Genomic DNA, 16,781 nt, shown 5'->3' on the forward strand with positions numbered 1-16,781 from the left:
GAAGACTACAAGGTTGATAGGCTGCAGGTGTAAGTGCCGTGAGGTATTTAGCTTGGCAGTACTAATCGGTCGAGGGCTTGACCAAGTGTTGCTAATAAATTTTCATTGTTCAATTTTGAGGGAACATTCCCTTAATTAAATAGTTGGTGCTAATGGCGGTGAGGATCCACCTGTTCCCATTCCGAACACAGAAGTTAAGCTCACCAGTGTCGAAAATACTTGGCGGGTGACTGCCTGGGAAAATAGAGCGGTGCCAACACAGAGCGACTCGATTATTCGAGTCGCTCTTTTGTTATGTATAGAAACTTTTCACCTTCCTCACTGTGAATAGTTGAAAAAAGAGCACTCCTTGCAGTATAATGGAAGAAAGACAAGGAGGGTTTTATCATGGAAATGATGATTGGTGAGAAATGGTGCAAAATAGAAATCTATAATGAATATCTCAAAAAAATTCCAAGCCTGCTCTGTCAGATCAACACGGTAGAGAAAATGCAGGAAAAGGCAGAAATAGAGCTTTCCATGCTGGAATCGATTCTGGAAGATGAAAGTAAAAAACAGTATCGTGCTCGTTTGCTTTCTACGAAAGATCAGTGCCAAAAACGTTTAAAGGATATGTGCGAAGAACTGCGTTTGATTCAAACTCTTAAGGAGCAGTTGGAACAGGAATTGGATATTCTGCGTACAAAATAAATATAAAGGAAAACGGAGGATACAATTTGTATCCTCCGTTTTATCGTACAAAAGAATAATCTAAGTAAGATTATCTTTCTTCTTTCATTTTAGCAAAGCACTCGCTGCAGTAAACTGGGCGATCTTCTCTTGGTCTGAAAGGAACTTTTGCTTCTTTGCCGCAGCCAGCGCAAACAGCTGTGAACATTTCTCTCTCAGCTTTTTTGTCAGCTTTGCGAGCATCTCTGCAAGCTTTGCATCTCTGTGGCTCGTTCTGGAAACCTTTTTCAGCGTAGAATTCCTGCTCACCAGCGGTGAAAACGAATTCAGCTCCACATTCTTTGCATACTAATGTTTTGTCTTCGTACATAGTTTTATACCTCGCTTCATATATTCGCCCAAAGACCGAATGGGAGAGATCAGATCGCTCTGCTGTGAGTCAAGGGGCATATTTGCAACCGCTTTGCGGTTGATCAACCGGAAAAGGGACTAATCCTGCTGGCTGTCCCGAAGCTTTCGTCGAACTCGTTGCAGGGCATTGTCAACAGCTTTGGTTGTGCAGTGAAGAAGCTTTGCCATTTCTTCATAAGAATGACCGCTGAGGTACAATGTTAAGGTTTCCTGTTCTAATCCAGACAAAAGAGTTTTGATTTTTTCCTGCCTGATCTGTGCTTCCTCTCGACGAAGATACATCTCCAGCGGGTCGGATTCTCCCTGAGACAAAATCTCCTGATGAGAAGTATTCAGAGAGTCAATCGGCAGATAATCATTAAGAGGCAGGTGCTTTTTGGAAAGAAGATCATTTAGGCAGGATACCATCCGTGAATGAATACACAGATTGGCATAGGTTCGAAACGAAGCACTGCGTCCGACATCATAGTTTTTCACCGCAGTGAAAAGACCAATCAGCCCTTCCTGAACAAAATCATCCTGTTCCAAACCCACAAAAGAATAGCGTGCAGCTCGGTTTTTTATCAGTGGTAAAAAACGAGTGATCAGCTGAGCCAAAGCATCGGTGTCCCCATTTTTGGCACGCTGCACAAGCGCTTGGTCCGGGCAGTTGCCCATTGTGTTTTCTTTTGCCATAAACGTTTCTCCTGAAAGCAAAAATGCTACTTCTCCATTATATAGTACGGAAATGTTTATGTCAATTGATTTTACAGCTATCTGAAAATTTTCTTTTCTCCAAAAAGCCGGAAATTACGCCATTTTTGGACAAAATGAATATCTGAACTTCCTTTTTTAGACAAAGTAACGAAAGCATTTTTTTCGCATCGAAAAAATTTATTGCCACTGGATTTGATTTCTTTTTTGCGCCTATGGTATAATAAAAAATAAGTGTTGAGAGTGAGGATGGAAGGTCAATTTTTTTCGCTTTTTTGGCGGAATTTTGTTGACAAAAAAATAACGAAACAGTATACTAGAAACAAGATTGTTAAAGAGTTGACAATCGAACAGGAGTTGGAACTTATGAAAAAAGTAGAGGTTAAAGTTTGTGTCTGTACAGCATGTGTTATGAACGGTTCCGTTGAGATTATGGAGTCGGTAGAAAGCTTGCGCCATCTGCGGGAACAGATGGAAGATGATGACATGATTCAGGAAAAACGCGAATTGATTGTTACTACCGATAAATGCCTTGGAGGAGTTTCGCATGAAGCAGATTCCCCAATGGTGGAAGTCAATGGAAAAGTTTTTAGCAAAGCAGATTCTGAATCGGTAATGTCTTATATTATCGATTGTTTTAAAGAAGAGGAATAACAATCCAGATAGTCCGGCGTACAGCATACCATGTTTTGTAAAATGCCTTTTTAAGGCAGTAAGATAGAGAAGTTACAGGATGTATAACGGGAGGAAGTACAGATGAGAGGTATTACAACACCGGTTACGAAAATCAGAAGACAGGTATTCACCGAGATTGCCCGTCTTGCCTATGAGGATGGGGACTATTCCAGAATCGAAGAGATCCCATACGCGATTATCCCGGGAGAATCGGCAAGTTATCGAGACAGCGTCTTTAAGGAGCGCGCAATTGTAGGTGAGCGTCTTCGACTGGCAGTAGGCTTGCCGCTGCGTCCGGTTGACCAGCATGCACCAGTTTCTCAGGGAATCAATGACAGCGCAATTGCGGACATGTTCTATGAACCGCCGCTGATCAACGTAATTTCCTTTGCTTGCAATGCCTGCGAGGAAACCAGCTATACTGTTACGGATCTTTGCCGCAGCTGTATTGCACATCCGTGCACCGCAGTTTGCCCAGTCAAGGCAGTTTCGATCGTAAACGGTCGTTCGTTTATCGACAAATCAAAATGTGTCAAATGCGGAAGATGTGCTCAGGCTTGCCCATATACCGCAATCGTAAAGAGTGAACGTCCATGCGCAGCAGCTTGTGGTGTCAACGCGATTGAAAGCGATGAGTATGGCAGAGCAAAGATCAACTACGATAAATGCGTTTCCTGTGGTCAGTGCCTTGTCAGCTGCCCATTCAGCGCGATTGCGGATAAATCCCAGATTTTCCAGCTGATTCAGGCGATCAAGCGCGGTGACGAGGTTATCGCAGAGGTTGCACCGGCATTTGTTGGACAGTTTGGTCCGCTCGCTTCTCCGGAAAAGGTTCGTGCAGCTCTGCGTAAGATTGGCTTTGAGCATATCTACGAGGTTGCCCGTGGTGCTGATATCGGTGCAGTGGAAGAAGCAGAGGAATATATCAAAAATGTTCCGACCGGTAAGCTTCCATTTTTGGCAACATCCTGCTGTCCATCCTGGATTATGATGGCAAAACAGCAGTTCCCGGAAATTGCACACTGTATTTCTGACTCTATGACTCCGATGGTAGCGACAGCACGTATCATCAAGGAAAAACATCCAAATGCCCGTGTAGTATTCATCGGACCATGTGCTTCCAAAAAACTGGAGGCAATGCGCGCAGATATCCGCAGTGATGTCGACTTTGTTATTACCTTCGAAGAATTGATGGGAATTTTCCAGGCAAATGGTATTGAATTCTCTGATCTTCAGGATGATACCGGATTCAATCACGGAGCAACTTCTTCGGGACGCGGATATGGTATTGCAGGCGGTGTAGCGAAAGCAGTTGCTGACTGTATCCATGAGCTTGCTCCTGACCTGGAAGTTAAGACAGACCATGCAGAAGGTCTGGTAGAATGTAAAAAGATGCTGACCCTTGCAAAATTGGGCAAGAGGGATGGTTATCTGCTGGAGGGCATGGCTTGTCCAGGCGGATGTGTCGGCGGTGCAGGAACGCTCACCAGTATTCCGAAAGCGATCAAGGCAGGACAGGACTTTGCTGCACAGAGTGAGTTTAAGATTTCCACCCAAGATGAAACTGTATTTGAAAAGCTGGGTAAATATACTAAGAAGTAAGTAGAAATTTCAGTAGAGCTCGACCAAAAGTTTTTGGTCGAGCTTTTTTCAAAAAGCTCGTGGTGTCCAGAGGCAACGCCTTTGGTCGCCTTCCGCAGAAGGCGAAATCCAGAGTTGGACTTGTTCAACTCATATCGTCAAGGCGCCTTTGCGGGTGAATTTTTCAATCCAAATATTGGAGTGAAAAAGAGGGGGTTTTGTAAGAGAAAAGCTCCCTTGACAGACACTTGACAGACAAACGACATGCACTTTCCAAAAAAATCTCCCACTGGGAGGTTTTTTTGCTGTCTGTGCTGGATTTGCCGATTATAGATAAATAAATTTTGTTGAAAGTCAGTAAAAATAAAAACAGCATAAGTTAAATGTAAGTTTCTGCCGTCAAAAATCATCCACTGGATAATTTTTGATTTCACTTTCTGTTTTCAATTGGCTCTTGAAACCCTTTTCACTTGCAAAAGGGTTTCAAACTTCCGAAAACGCGCTTTCACGGATAAAGTTTTTCGCACTCTGCGGAGTGCGACCAAAGACACTGTCTTTGGAATTTGCCACCTTTTGAAAAAGGTGGACGAAAACTTTTGCTTTTGTGCTTGCTCTTAACATAAACATCCCCCCTTTCCCATATACATAGGACAAAAACCTTTTGGGGGGAATTGGCGTGAAGATAAAACATATCACAAAAAAGCTGGGAAGTCGATTCTGTTCAGTCTTGCTAATTGCGGCTTTGCTTCTGGGGAACCTTTCTGTTTTTGCAGATGGAGAAAAGCGGGAAGTGGCGATGAGCTATACAGCAAAGGCAGCTTATCTGATTGAACAGGATACTGGAACGGTTCTGTTTGAGCAAAACTCCACACAGGAACTTGCTCCTGCTTCCCTGACCAAGCTGATGGATCTGATTTTGATTTATGAAGCGTTTGATGAAGGTGTGCTGACACCGGGACAAAAACTCACCTGTTCATCCTACGCCAAAACAATGGGGGGATCGGAAATCTGGCTCAAGGAAGGGGAACAGATGACGGTGGAGGATTTGCTCAAAGCCCTGATTGTAGCCAGTGCAAATGATGCAGCAGTTGTATTTGCCGAAGCGATTGCAGTGACAGAAGAAGCCTTTGTGGAGAAGATGAATCAAAAGGCACAGGAGCTGGGACTGGTAAACACCCACTTTGTCAACTGTACCGGATTTGATGAAGAAGGACACTATACCTGCGCACAGGATGTGGCAACAATGGCGCGGGAACTGATGACAAAACATGGTGAGGAAATTACCAAGTATTCCACCATCTGGATGGACAGCCTGAGAAACGGAGAAACAGAACTGGTCAATACAAACCGGTTGGTACGCTTTTATGATGGAACAACGGGATTGAAAACCGGTACCACCGATGCGGCAGGACATTGCCTGTGCGCTACTGCGACTCGAAATGGAATGTCATTGATTTCGGTCATTATGGGATGCCAAAGCAGTGATGCTCGCTTTGAGGAATCAAAACAGTTGCTGGACTACGGTTTTTCCTCGTTTATGATCTATGAGGGAGAGCTTACGGAAGGTGCACTCGATCCAATCAAGGTGGTGCGTGGTGAAAAGACAGAGGTGGTTCCGCAAGCTCAGACGATGCCGAAAGCTGTTATCCGCAAGGAAGAAGCGGAGCAGATGCAGGTTAGCGTCGAGCGCCCGGAACAGGTCGAAGCACCGCTGGAACAGGGACAGCAGATTGGAAGTGTAGTTCTTCTGAAGAATGGTCAGGAGGTCAGCAGAGAGCCTCTGACGGCAACAGAAGTGGTTGGAGAGCTGACTTTTGGAAAAAGCCTTCGCCTGCTTTGTCGCTCACTAGTAACGATGCAATAAAAATGTCAGGAAAACGGGCGCAATCGGAAAGCTGTACTGGTAGATTTTGTTTTGGAGATTGGTTATACTTAAGACCATAAATGAAATCCTAAAGCAAAAATGCAGGAGGCAGCAGCAATGAGTTTAGGAAACAGTCTTTTTAATGCCCGAAAAAAGAGTGGACTTTCTCAGGAAGAGGTAGCGGAAAAACTGGGGGTCAGCAGGCAGACCATTTCCAAATGGGAACTGGATGAAACACTGCCGGATATCCGTCAGTCTAAGCGCTTATCGGTACTCTACCACCTGACACTGGATGAGCTGGTAGACTTTGATATCGAGGTAAAAGAAATCGAAGCAATCATTCAGAAAACCAGTGAGGAGACCCAGCAGAAAATTGACTGGACACAGATGTGGGCATCTAAATATCCGATTCTGACACAGTACCAGCAGCAGGTAAAGATAGAGGAATATACAAACAGGCTGACACAGATGCTTGATCAGCTCAAAGCAGATTATGGATACAGTCAACAGGACGCTTTTCTGGTACTCAAGGATATTCTGGCAAAAATCTGGAATGGGCAAAACTAAAAACAGAATGAATGTGGAAGAAAAAGGGAGTCAATCAATTTAGGACACTCCCTTTTTTCTTTACAGCACTTGCCTGCTTTGCAGTGAAAAAGTCCCATTTTTACTTAAAATTAGAGAAAAGAACATTTTTTACAAAAAAGAGCTTGCAAAACGAAAGGAAATAAGGTAAAATAGCTATATCACCAAAGATAATCCATTCATAAAAATAGAGGAAATTATCTGGCGGATGCATTTGAAAGGGATGATTTATATGGCGGTTACACTCAATGCCAAATATCTGGAACCCTTCGTGAACCACGAAGAACTGGAAGCAATCTTTCCTCAGGTACAGGCAGCGCACCGTACGATCCATGAAAAATCGGGTCCTGGCAATGACTTTTTAGGATGGCTGGATCTTCCGGTTGATTATGACAGGGAAGAGTTTACAAGAATCCAGAAAGCGGCTCAGAAGATCCGCAGCAATTCTCAGGTACTGATCGTAATTGGTATCGGCGGAAGTTACCTTGGAGCAAGAGCAGCAATCGAGCTTCTGCATTCCCAGATGTACAACGATCTGGCAACAGACACACCAAAGATCTACTTTGTTGGAAACAGTATCAGCCCTTCTTATTTAAATCAGATCCTCAAGATCTGTGAGGGCAAAGATTTTTCGATCAATGTCATCTCCAAATCGGGAACAACAACCGAACCGGCGCTGGCATTCCGGATTTTCCGCAAACTGGCAATCGAAAAATATGGCAGAGAAGGCGCAAAAGAACGTATTTTCTGCACAACCGATAAAGCAAGAGGCACCTTAAAACAGCTGGCAGATGAAGAAGGTTATGAAACCTTTGTTATTCCGGATGATGTCGGCGGAAGATATTCCGTACTGACCGCAGTAGGACTGCTTCCAATCGCAGTTTCCGGTTCGGATATCCAAAAGCTGATGGACGGTGCAGCAAAAGCAAGAGAAGCACTTGCTGTCTGTGATCTGGAAAAGAACGATTGTTACCGATATGCGGCACTGAGAAACATCCTTTACCGCAAAGGAAAAGCAATTGAAATCATGGTGTCCTATGAACCGGCATTTACCATGATGAATGAATGGTACAAACAGCTGTTTGGTGAAAGTGAAGGTAAGGATAACAAAGGAATCTATCCTTCCTCGGCAATCTTCTCCACCGATCTTCATTCGATGGGTCAGTTTATCCAGGAAGGCTCGAGAATTTTGTTTGAAACGGTTGTGGATATCAAAAAGCCACAGCAGGATCTTTACATTGAGGCAGACCCGGCAAACTTTGACGGACTCAACTTCCTGTCCCAGCAGAATATGTCGGTAGTCAACCAAAAAGCAATGCAGGGAACCATCCTTGCACATACCCAGGGCGGTGTACCAAACATGGTACTGGAACTGCCTGAGGTTAACGAAGAAGAACTTGGTTATCTGATCTACTTCTTCGAAAAAGCATGTGCTCTTTCCGGATATCTGCTGGCAGTCAACCCATTTAACCAGCCAGGCGTTGAAAGCTACAAGAAAAATATGTTTGCTCTGCTTGGCAAACCGGGTTACGAAGACCAGAAAGAAGCACTGGAAGCACAGCTGAGATAAGGCAGGCAAAGACCTGACCACTTTCATTTTACGTAAGCAATGTTCCAAATAAATTGTTATCAGGGAGGAATTTCAAATGATTAAATTGATCGTAGGTACAAAAGGCAGCGGCAAAACCAAAACCCTCATCGACATGGCAAAAGCAGCAGCTGAAACATCCAAAGGCAATGTAGTCTGTGTAGAAAAAGGTGACAAACTGGCTCGCGAGGTACCAACAAGCGTTCGTCTGATTAACAGCGACGAGTATCAGGTAAAAGGCTTTGCAAACCTGTATGGTTTCCTGGCAGGCATCCTTGCTGGTAACTATGATATCACCCATCTGTTTGTAGATGGTACATTCAAAATCGGCAAAGTTGGCGAAGTAGAAAAAGACTACGAAGGTCTGGCTGCTCTGGTTGAAAAACTTTCTAAAGTTCAGAGCGATGCAGAGATCATCTTCACAGTATCCTGTGATGTAGCTGACCTGCCAATCACAATGAAAGATTTCATCGTAAAATAAGTTTTGATGACTTTAAAAGGACACGCCGAAAGGCGTGTCCTTTTCTGTACTTTCTCAGAAAGTACCAAAGCAGTTTCGCGCTTTGGTTTTGTGCGAGATGGCAGTTTCAGCACGCGGCAACGCTTAAGTTAACACACTCGCTCGTTGCGACGAGCGACTAAAGGCAGAGTCTTTAGAATCCGCAAACTTTTGTGTACGAAAAGTCAGTTGAAAACTTATTTTCAACTATAAAAAACTTTAATTTTCCTTTGGCATCTGGATAAATATTCATACTTTACACGTTGACGGGACAGAAAATACGTGATACTATTTTAACTGGTTAAAGTTAGATTAACCGTTTGTAATAAAAAATAGAAGGGACTGTTTTGTATGGAAAAAGTAAAAGCAGCGATCATTGGCTATGGCAACATCGGTCATTATGCTCTGCAGGCAGTGGAAGCAGCCGAAGATTTTGAACTGGTCGGCGTAGTGCGTCACAATGCAGGCAGTGAGCAGCCAAAAGAACTGAACGGAATCTGTGTTGTTGACGACGTTGATAAACTGCCGGTAAAACCACAGGTTGCACTGCTGTGTCTACCAACCCGTTCGGTTGAGGAAAACGCAAAGAAGTATCTGGCAAAAGGAATCAATACCGTAGACAGTTTTGATATCCATACAAAGATCTGGGACCTGCACTGTGAACTGGATAAAGAAGCAAAAGCATCCGGTGCAGTTGCTGTTATCTCTGCCGGCTGGGATCCGGGATCTGACTCGGTAGTTCGTACCCTTCTGGAAGCATGTGCTCCAAATGGTATTACCGATACAAACTTTGGCCCTGGCATGAGCATGGGTCACTCGGTAGCAGCAAAGGGCAAAGAGGGCGTTCGTGATGCTCTGTCCATGACCATTCCGCTTGGAACCGGTATCCACAGAAGAAATGTTTACATCGAACTGGAAGATGGTTATGATTTCGAGACAGTAAAACGTTCCATCCTGGAGGATGACTACTTTAAACATGATGAAACTCATGTAATTGCAGTACCATCCGTTGCAGCACTGATGGATAAAGGTCATGGTGTAAACCTGGTTCGCAAAGGCGTTTCCGGTACTACCCACAATCAGCTGTTCGAGTTTAACATGAAGATTAACAACCCAGCACTGACTTCCCAGATCATGGTAGCATGTGCAAGAGCAAGCCTCTGCCAGAAACCAGGTTGCTATGTTATGCCTCAGCTTCCAGTTATGGACCTGCTCCCAGGCACACTGGAAGAAAAAATCCGCAGATTGGTTTAATCTTCCGGACAACAAGAGAAACAAAAAAGGAACCTTTTACGAAAGGTTCCTTTTTTTATCTGCTGTTTTGTTTTTTGCCAAACGGATTGTTTCGGGGAATCTTTTCCCGGTATATCTCAAAGAAATTTTTGAGGGCAGGATGCAAAAGTCCTTCCCGCTGCATCTTGCGGTACTGTGATTCATTGACCCAACAAAAATCGACAACTTCTTCCGGCTGCATCACGATTTCACCAGGGAGGACATCCCTGCACACAATAAAGGTATCCAGAAAACTGTGAAGACGTCGTTCCTGTCCGGCAGGAATCAGCTCGTCCGGGGAAAGAATCAGGCCGATTTCTTCCCGGGTTTCCCGGATAGCAGCGGTCAGAGTATCTTCTCCGGCCAGAGCAGAACCACCGGTGCACGCCCATTTGAGGGGAAAGGGAATGTCGGGATGACGCTGGGTCAGCAGTACCTTTCCCTGACTGTTATAGATCCAGATGTTGACCACCAGATGATAGTCCCCGTCCGCAATCGGTTCGCCGCGCAGATGCTTGCGGTTTGTCTTGATGCGGTCCGCATCGTAAATGTCCCAGTATTCAGCCATTTAGGCTCTCCTTCCTGTTTTGTGTTATTTTACGATGAAAGGTTTGATCTCGTTTAGGAAATCCTGGCAGTCATCCGAATGAACTTCCATTGTGATTGCCTTGGAAAGGTCCAGGCTGAAGATTCCCATAATGGATTTTGCATCGACAGCATATCTGCCGGAAAGAAGGTCAACATCAAAGTCATATTTTGCGACCGAATTAACAAATGCTTTTACATCATTGATGGTTTTGAGCATAATCTGTTCCCGTTTCATGTAAGATCTCTCCTCTTCCCTGATAAAATAGGTCGACTTTCGTCACAAGAATTTGTCGAAAGACGGTTGTATTTATTGTTTAAATTCATTATAATTTATTTGTATATCATTTTCAATAGTTTTCAAGACGAAAGATATTCCCAAAAATATCATGGAATTTACGTCATTTTTAAAGAAAAAGTGGTTGGTACAGAAAAACCATACCGTACAATGCGCCGGAACACGCCGGAGAAAAGAGGATTTATGCGAGCAGCATTTTACACCTTGGGATGCAAGGTGAATCAGTATGAAACACAGGTTTTGATCCAGCAGTTTTCTGCCTATGGATATGATATTGTGGACAGCAGCGACGCAGCGGATGTGTATATTATCAATTCCTGCACCGTTACTGCATCGGGAGATAAAAAGACCCGCCAGATGATCCACCGCATGAAACGCAACAGCCCGGGTGCGGTAGTTGCCCTGACTGGATGCTTCCCACAGGCATTTCCAGAGGAAGCCCAGAAGATGGAGGAAGTGGACATCCTGGTCGGCGCAGGAGAAAAGAAAAAGGTGCTGGAATATGTAAACCAGTACCTCAGAGACGGAAAACGCATTGTCAAAATTACCCCGCACACCAAGGAAGAAAGCTTCGAAGAGATGAAAGCAGACAGCTTTTTGGAGAGAACCAGAGCGTTTGTCAAAATTCAGGACGGATGCGAGCATTACTGCTCCTACTGCATCATTCCATACGCAAGGGGATTTAACCGCTCCAAGTCTCTGGAAGATCTGAAGCTGGAACTGTATGATTTGAGTGCGAAGGGATACAAAGAGGTGGTGCTGGTAGGTATAGACCTTTCCAGCTATGGCAAAGATATCGGCTGCCATCTGGTAGATGCGGTAACACTGGCGTGCACCACAGAAGGAATCGAGAGGGTGCGTCTGGGTTCGCTGGAACCACTGATGCTCACTGACAAAAATCTGGAAATTCTGGTATCGCTGCCAAAATTCTGTCCGCAGTTCCATCTTTCTCTGCAAAGCGGCTGTGATGCAACCCTCAAGAGGATGAATCGTCATTATGATACTGCCTTTTACCGCGATCTGGTGGCAAGAATCCGGACAAAGTTTGATAATCCATCCATCACCACCGACATCATGGTTGGCTTCCCGGGAGAGACCGAGGAAGAATTTGCCGAGTCTCTTGCCTTTGCAAAGGAAATTGGATTTGGAAAGGTACACGTATTTGCCTATTCGATTCGCCCGGGTACACGTGCTGCCAAGATGCCAAATCAGCTGACCAACCATCAGAAAGAACAGCGCAGCCACAAAATGGCAGAGGTGACCGAGCAGAGCAGACAGGAATTTTTACAGTCGCAGGTCGGCAAAATCGAGAGCGTATTGTTTGAGACTCAGCAGTCGGACGGAATGCAGCATGGTTACACCAAGAATTACACACCGGTTTGTGTTAAGAGTGATAGAGAACTGTGCGGAGAGATTCATGATGTTCGAATTACCGGGGTTCAGGGCGACCTCTGTACAGCAGAACTGGTGTAAAAAATAAAGTTTTTGGTCGAGCTTTTTACAAAAAGCTCGCGGATTCTAAAGGCAGAGCCTTTAGGCGCTCGTCGCAACGAGCGAAACCAGCTTGAAGCTGGACACCGTTCGCCTACGGCGCAAGGACGGGTAGCAATAGAGAAAACAAAAAGTTGACAAAACTTTTGTTCGCTTTCGGCGTAAAGATGGGCAGTAAGTGGATGAAAAGTTTTGTTTTTATACATGAGAGGAGGGTCATGATGCAGGTCAAATACTATGCCCGCGCCTGCGGAAGAGTACAGGGTGTGGGATTTCGTTATTTCGTCCAGTACAGCGCAGTGGCCCTTCAAATCGGTGGCTGGGTGCGCAACTGTGATGATGGTTCGGTCGATATGTACTTAAATGGAGATCGCGAAGCAGTCGAACAGCTTCTGCGAAAAATTCGCAAGGGAAGTATGTGGATTCAGGTCGATTCCCTTGACGTAATACCGCTGGAAGATGGGGAAGCCCCTGATGCACACGGGTTTTCTGTAAAATATTAGCAAAGTTTGAGCCAAAAGAGGGAAAAAATTCTCTTTTTAAAAAGAAGGCTCGGGCTATTAACCTTTTGGGGATTATGGTATAATGGGGTAAAATGGTTTTCGAAAATTTTTTCGGAATCAGAAAATAGATAGAGAGAAAGTACAAACGTTTTTTAGGAGTGTGAAGTATGTCTGTTTACAGAGTGTATGTTGAAAAAAAGACACCTTTCGCTGTTGAGGCGCAGGGAGTTCTTGCGGATATCCGCAGCTCGCTGGGTATCCATACAGCAGAAAGTGTCCGTATCCTGAATCGTTATGATGTCGAAGATATTTCGGACGAGGACTTTGAACTTGCAAAGAAAACAATCCTTTCGGAACCACAGGTAGATAATGTATATGATACGCTGCCTGCTTTTGCACAGAATGAAAAGGTATTTGCCGTTCAGTTCCTGCCAGGACAGTTTGACCAGCGTGCAGACTCCGCTGCACAGTGCATCCAGTTGGCTGCACAGCATGACCGTCCAACCGTTGCTTCCGCAAAGGTATATGTAATTCAGGGCGTCAGCGATGAAGAACTTACCCGCATCAAAGCACACCTGATCAACCCTGTTGAATCGATGGAGGCTTCTCTGGAAACTCCGGAAACTCTGCATACACCATACGATGTTCCGGCTGATGTTGCAGTTCTGGATGGATTCTGCGACCTGGATGAGCAGGGACTTCGTGACTTCATCAAAAACTATGGTCTGGCAATGGACCTTGGCGATATTACCTTCTGCCAGAAATACTTTAAAGAAACCGAAAAACGTACCCCAACCATTACTGAGATCCGCATGATCGATACCTATTGGTCGGATCACTGCCGTCATACCACCTTCTCTACCCGTATTGAAGATGTTGAGATTGAAAGCGACTATGTAAAGGACGCTTACAACGAATATCTCGAACTGAGAAAGACCATCCATGCAGGTAAGGACAAACCAATGACCCTGATGGATCTGGCTACCATCGGTGCAAAAGCTCTGAAAAAACAGGGCAAACTGACCGACCTCGACGAATCCGAAGAGATCAACGCTTGCTCTGTTAAGATCAAAGTTGATGTAGACGGCGAAGAACAGGATTGGCTCTTACAGTTTAAGAACGAAACTCACAACCACCCAACCGAGATCGAGCCATTCGGCGGTGCAGCAACCTGTCTGGGCGGCGCAATCCGTGACCCTCTGTCCGGTCGTGCTTATGTATATCAGGCAATGCGTGTTACCGGTGCAGGCAACCCGCTGACCCCATTTGAAGATACCATCAAGGGTAAACTTCCACAGAAGAAGATCGTTACCACCGCAGCAGCTGGTTACAGCTCCTACGGCAACCAGATCGGTTTGGCTACCGGTCAGGTAAACGAAATCTATCATCCGGGCTATGTTGCAAAACGTATGGAAGTTGGTGCAGTAGTCGGCGCAGTTCCAGCAGCAAACGTTGTTCGTGAAGAGCCGACTCCAGGCGATGTCATCATCCTTCTGGGTGGCAAGACCGGACGTGACGGCTGCGGCGGTGCAACCGGTTCTTCCAAGTCCCACAACGTAGAATCTCTCTCCAGCTGTGGTGCAGAGGTTCAGAAGGGCAACCCACCGGAAGAAAGAAAGATCCAGAGACTGTTCCGCGACGGCGATGTTACCCGCATGATCAAACGCTGCAACGACTTTGGTGCAGGCGGCGTATCGGTTGCAATCGGTGAGCTGGCTGACGGACTGAAAATTAACCTCGACCTTGTTCCAAAGAAATATGATGGTTTGGACGGCACCGAGCTTGCAATCAGCGAATCCCAGGAAAGAATGGCTGTCGTTGTTGCAAAAGAAAATGTTGAGAAATTCATGCAGGCAGCTGACAGAGAAAACCTCATGGCTACTGCAGTAGCGGAAGTTACTGAAGATCCAAGACTGGTTATGTTCTGGAGAGAAAAGAAGATCGTTGACCTCTCCCGTGCATTCTTAAATTCCAACGGTGCTCCAAAATACACCAAGGTTATTGCAAAAGCTCCAGCAGAAAAAGAAAAATGCTGCTGCAAGAATAAAGGTCTCTCGGTAAAAGAAAAATTCGAGAAGATCATGGGCGAACTCAATGTCGCTTCCCAGAAAGGTCTGTCCGACCGCTTTGACTCCACCATCGGTGCAAACACTGTTATGATGCCATACGGCGGTAAGACCCAGCTGACCCCTGCACAGGCAATGGTTGCAAAGATTCCGGTTCGTTTTGGCGAAACCAACACCTGTTCTGTTATGGCATGGGGCTTTAACCCATACATCTCCGAGGAAAATCAGTTCAGAGGTGCACAGCTTGCAGTAATCGAATCTATCGCAAAACTGATCGCAGTTGGCGGTACCCGTCACAAATGCTGGCTGAGCTTCCAGGAATACTTTGAGAAGATCGGCACCGATCCAGAAAAATGGGGCAAACCATTCCAGTCTCTGCTGGGCGCACTCAAAGCACAGCTCGAACTGGGCTGCGCTGCAATCGGTGGTAAAGACTCGATGTCCGGTTCCTTCGAGGACATCCATGTTCCACCAACACTGATTTCCTTCGCAGTTTCTGCAACCAAAGCTCAGAACATTGTAAGCGGTGAGTTTAAAGCTGCAAACGATAAAGTATACCTGCTCACACCGGAATATGACGAAAATGGTCTGCCGGTTTACGAGAGCATTCGCAAGGTATTCGACCATATGGAAAGCCTGATTGCAGAAGGTAAAGTAAAAGCAGTTTACACTCTGGGCAGCAAAGGTATCGGTGAGGCACTCTGTAAGATGGCATTCGGTAACCGCATCGGTTTTGCTGCAAACGAGAAGATTCACCACCTGTTCAAACCAACCTACGGCGCATTCGTATTCGAGGCAGCAGGTGAGGTTGACACCTTTGCAAAAGAGATCGGTCATACCACCGAGGAATATGCAATCGATGTAAACGGCGAGAAAGTTTGCCTTGATGAGATCCAGAAAGTATGGGAAGCAACCCTCGAGCCGGTTTATCCAATGATCACCAAAGCTCCAAATGTTGTTATTCCTTCTTACAGCTATGAGTGCAAAGAGCATGCACACGCAGGCACCAAGATTGCACAGCCACAGGTACTGATTCCAGTATTCCCGGGCACAAACTGTGAATATGATACAGCACGTGCATTCGAGCGTGCAGGCGCAAAAGCAAATATCGTAGTAATCCGCAACAAGACCTCGGAACAGATCAAAGAGTCTGTTGCTCTGATGAAAGATATGATTGCAAAGACCCAGATCATTGCAATCCCAGGCGGATTCTCCGGCGGTGACGAACCAGAAGGTTCCGCAAAATTCATCACCTCCTTCTTCCGCAACCCACAGATCACCGAAGCTGTGATGGATCTGCTCAAGAATAAGGATGGTCTGATGTGCGGTATCTGTAACGGTTTCCAGGCACTGGTTAAACTGGGTCTGGTTCCATTCGGTGAAATCATCACCACCGATGACACCTGCCCAACCCTGACTTACAACCTCATCAACCGTCATCAGTCTGGTCTGGTTCGTACCAGAATCGCTTCCAACAAGTCTCCATGGCTGATGCACAACAATGTTGGTGATATCCACACCATCGCAATCTCCCACGGTGAGGGCCGCTTCGTAGCAAGCGAAGAGCTGGTTAAGAAGATGGCAGAAAACGGCCAGATCGCAACCCAGTACGTTGACCTCAACGGCAACCCAACTCAGGATTACCGCTTCAATCCAAACGGTTCTGTGGATGCAATCGAAGGTATTACCTCTCCAGACGGCAGAGTATTCGGTAAGATGGGTCACTCCGAGCGTTACACAGGCAGCCTGTATCTGAACGTTGACGGCAACAAAGATCAGAAGATGTTTGCTGGCGCAGTTGACTACTTCAGAGACTAATTTGCAATATTAGAATGAATGATGTCCACCCTCGTCAGAGGGTGGACATTGTTGCAAAAAGCGAAAACAAAAGTTTTCATCCACCTTTTACAAAAGGTGGCAGATTCTAAAGGCAGAGTTTTTGGTTGCACTCCGCAGAAGGCGGAATCTCGAGTTGAACTTGTTCAACTCTTATCGTCAGGC

The 16,781-nt window shown here is 45.5% G+C and carries 15 protein-coding genes and 2 rRNA genes; 13 read left to right on the forward strand and 4 right to left on the reverse strand.

What is annotated here, in order from left to right; all coding sequences use genetic code 11:
* From BQ5375_RS06035 to BQ5375_RS06045, 3 genes are all read left to right on the forward strand, one after another.
* Window positions 1-85, forward strand: a 23S ribosomal RNA gene (locus tag BQ5375_RS06035); the annotation flags it as partial.
* A 57-nt stretch (window positions 86-142) separates the two neighbouring features.
* Window positions 143-259, forward strand: a 5S ribosomal RNA gene (rrf, locus tag BQ5375_RS06040).
* Between the two features lie 128 nt (window positions 260-387).
* A complete protein-coding gene (locus BQ5375_RS06045) occupies window positions 388-690 on the forward strand; it encodes a hypothetical protein (RefSeq protein WP_076917600.1) in 303 nt (100 codons plus the stop codon).
* Window positions 691-760: 70 nt separating this feature from the next.
* On the opposite strand, the gene BQ5375_RS06050 is transcribed toward BQ5375_RS06045, so the two are convergent.
* Window positions 761-1,039, reverse strand: coding sequence for a zinc-ribbon domain containing protein (locus BQ5375_RS06050; protein WP_022132126.1), 279 nt, complete (start codon window positions 1,037-1,039; stop codon window positions 761-763).
* 119 nt (window positions 1,040-1,158) lie between these two features.
* A complete protein-coding gene (locus tag BQ5375_RS06055) occupies window positions 1,159-1,755 on the reverse strand; it encodes a sigma-70 family RNA polymerase sigma factor (RefSeq protein ID WP_022132127.1) in 597 nt (198 codons plus the stop codon).
* Window positions 1,756-2,139: 384 nt separating this feature from the next.
* Between BQ5375_RS06055 and BQ5375_RS06060 the strand changes: the two genes are divergently transcribed.
* The 7 genes from BQ5375_RS06060 (at window position 2,140) to BQ5375_RS06095 (ending at window position 9,819) form a co-directional block, all read left to right on the forward strand.
* Window positions 2,140-2,427 carry an NAD(P)H-dependent oxidoreductase subunit E gene (locus BQ5375_RS06060; RefSeq protein ID WP_022132128.1) on the forward strand — a complete coding sequence of 96 codons (288 nt, stop codon included), beginning with the start codon at window positions 2,140-2,142 and terminating at the stop codon, window positions 2,425-2,427.
* 102 nt (window positions 2,428-2,529) lie between these two features.
* On the forward strand, window positions 2,530-4,050 hold the full coding sequence (locus BQ5375_RS06065; protein WP_022132129.1) for a 4Fe-4S dicluster domain-containing protein: 1,521 nt from the start codon (window positions 2,530-2,532) through the stop codon (window positions 4,048-4,050).
* Window positions 4,051-4,705: 655 nt separating this feature from the next.
* Window positions 4,706-5,893: a D-alanyl-D-alanine carboxypeptidase family protein gene (locus tag BQ5375_RS06075; protein WP_083687526.1), complete on the forward strand. Its 1,188-nt coding sequence runs from the start codon at window positions 4,706-4,708 to the stop codon at window positions 5,891-5,893.
* A 117-nt stretch (window positions 5,894-6,010) separates the two neighbouring features.
* Window positions 6,011-6,460: a helix-turn-helix transcriptional regulator gene (locus BQ5375_RS06080; protein WP_022132132.1), complete on the forward strand. Its 450-nt coding sequence runs from the start codon at window positions 6,011-6,013 to the stop codon at window positions 6,458-6,460.
* 250 nt (window positions 6,461-6,710) lie between these two features.
* A complete protein-coding gene (locus tag BQ5375_RS06085; RefSeq protein ID WP_076918091.1) occupies window positions 6,711-8,048 on the forward strand; it encodes a glucose-6-phosphate isomerase in 1,338 nt (445 codons plus the stop codon).
* Between the two features lie 76 nt (window positions 8,049-8,124).
* A complete protein-coding gene (locus BQ5375_RS06090) occupies window positions 8,125-8,547 on the forward strand; it encodes a hypothetical protein (RefSeq protein WP_022132134.1) in 423 nt (140 codons plus the stop codon).
* A 369-nt stretch (window positions 8,548-8,916) separates the two neighbouring features.
* On the forward strand, window positions 8,917-9,819 hold the full coding sequence (locus BQ5375_RS06095) for a diaminopimelate dehydrogenase (RefSeq protein ID WP_022132135.1): 903 nt from the start codon (window positions 8,917-8,919) through the stop codon (window positions 9,817-9,819).
* Between the two features lie 55 nt (window positions 9,820-9,874).
* Here BQ5375_RS06095 and BQ5375_RS06100 read toward each other — a convergent pair whose 3' ends face one another.
* Window positions 9,875-10,405 (reverse strand): NUDIX hydrolase, encoded by a 531-nt coding sequence (locus tag BQ5375_RS06100; RefSeq protein ID WP_022132136.1) that lies wholly within the window; start codon window positions 10,403-10,405, stop codon window positions 9,875-9,877.
* A gap of 24 nt (window positions 10,406-10,429) precedes the next feature.
* Window positions 10,430-10,660, reverse strand: a complete 231-nt coding sequence (locus tag BQ5375_RS06105) for an HPr family phosphocarrier protein (protein ID WP_022132137.1) — start codon at window positions 10,658-10,660, stop codon at window positions 10,430-10,432.
* Between the two features lie 243 nt (window positions 10,661-10,903).
* Between BQ5375_RS06105 and mtaB the strand changes: the two genes are divergently transcribed.
* From mtaB to BQ5375_RS06120, 3 genes are all read left to right on the forward strand, one after another.
* On the forward strand, window positions 10,904-12,193 hold the full coding sequence (gene mtaB, locus BQ5375_RS06110) for a tRNA (N(6)-L-threonylcarbamoyladenosine(37)-C(2))-methylthiotransferase MtaB (protein WP_076917602.1): 1,290 nt from the start codon (window positions 10,904-10,906) through the stop codon (window positions 12,191-12,193).
* Window positions 12,194-12,429: 236 nt separating this feature from the next.
* On the forward strand, window positions 12,430-12,714 hold the full coding sequence (locus BQ5375_RS06115; protein WP_205409033.1) for an acylphosphatase: 285 nt from the start codon (window positions 12,430-12,432) through the stop codon (window positions 12,712-12,714).
* Window positions 12,715-12,881: 167 nt separating this feature from the next.
* Window positions 12,882-16,598, forward strand: coding sequence for a phosphoribosylformylglycinamidine synthase (locus BQ5375_RS06120; RefSeq protein WP_022132140.1), 3,717 nt, complete (start codon window positions 12,882-12,884; stop codon window positions 16,596-16,598).
* Window positions 16,599-16,781: the final 183 nt, after the last annotated feature.

It is taken from the genome of Negativibacillus massiliensis, assembly GCF_900148495.1.
Classification (GTDB): Bacteria; Bacillota; Clostridia; order Oscillospirales; family Ruminococcaceae; genus Negativibacillus; species Negativibacillus massiliensis.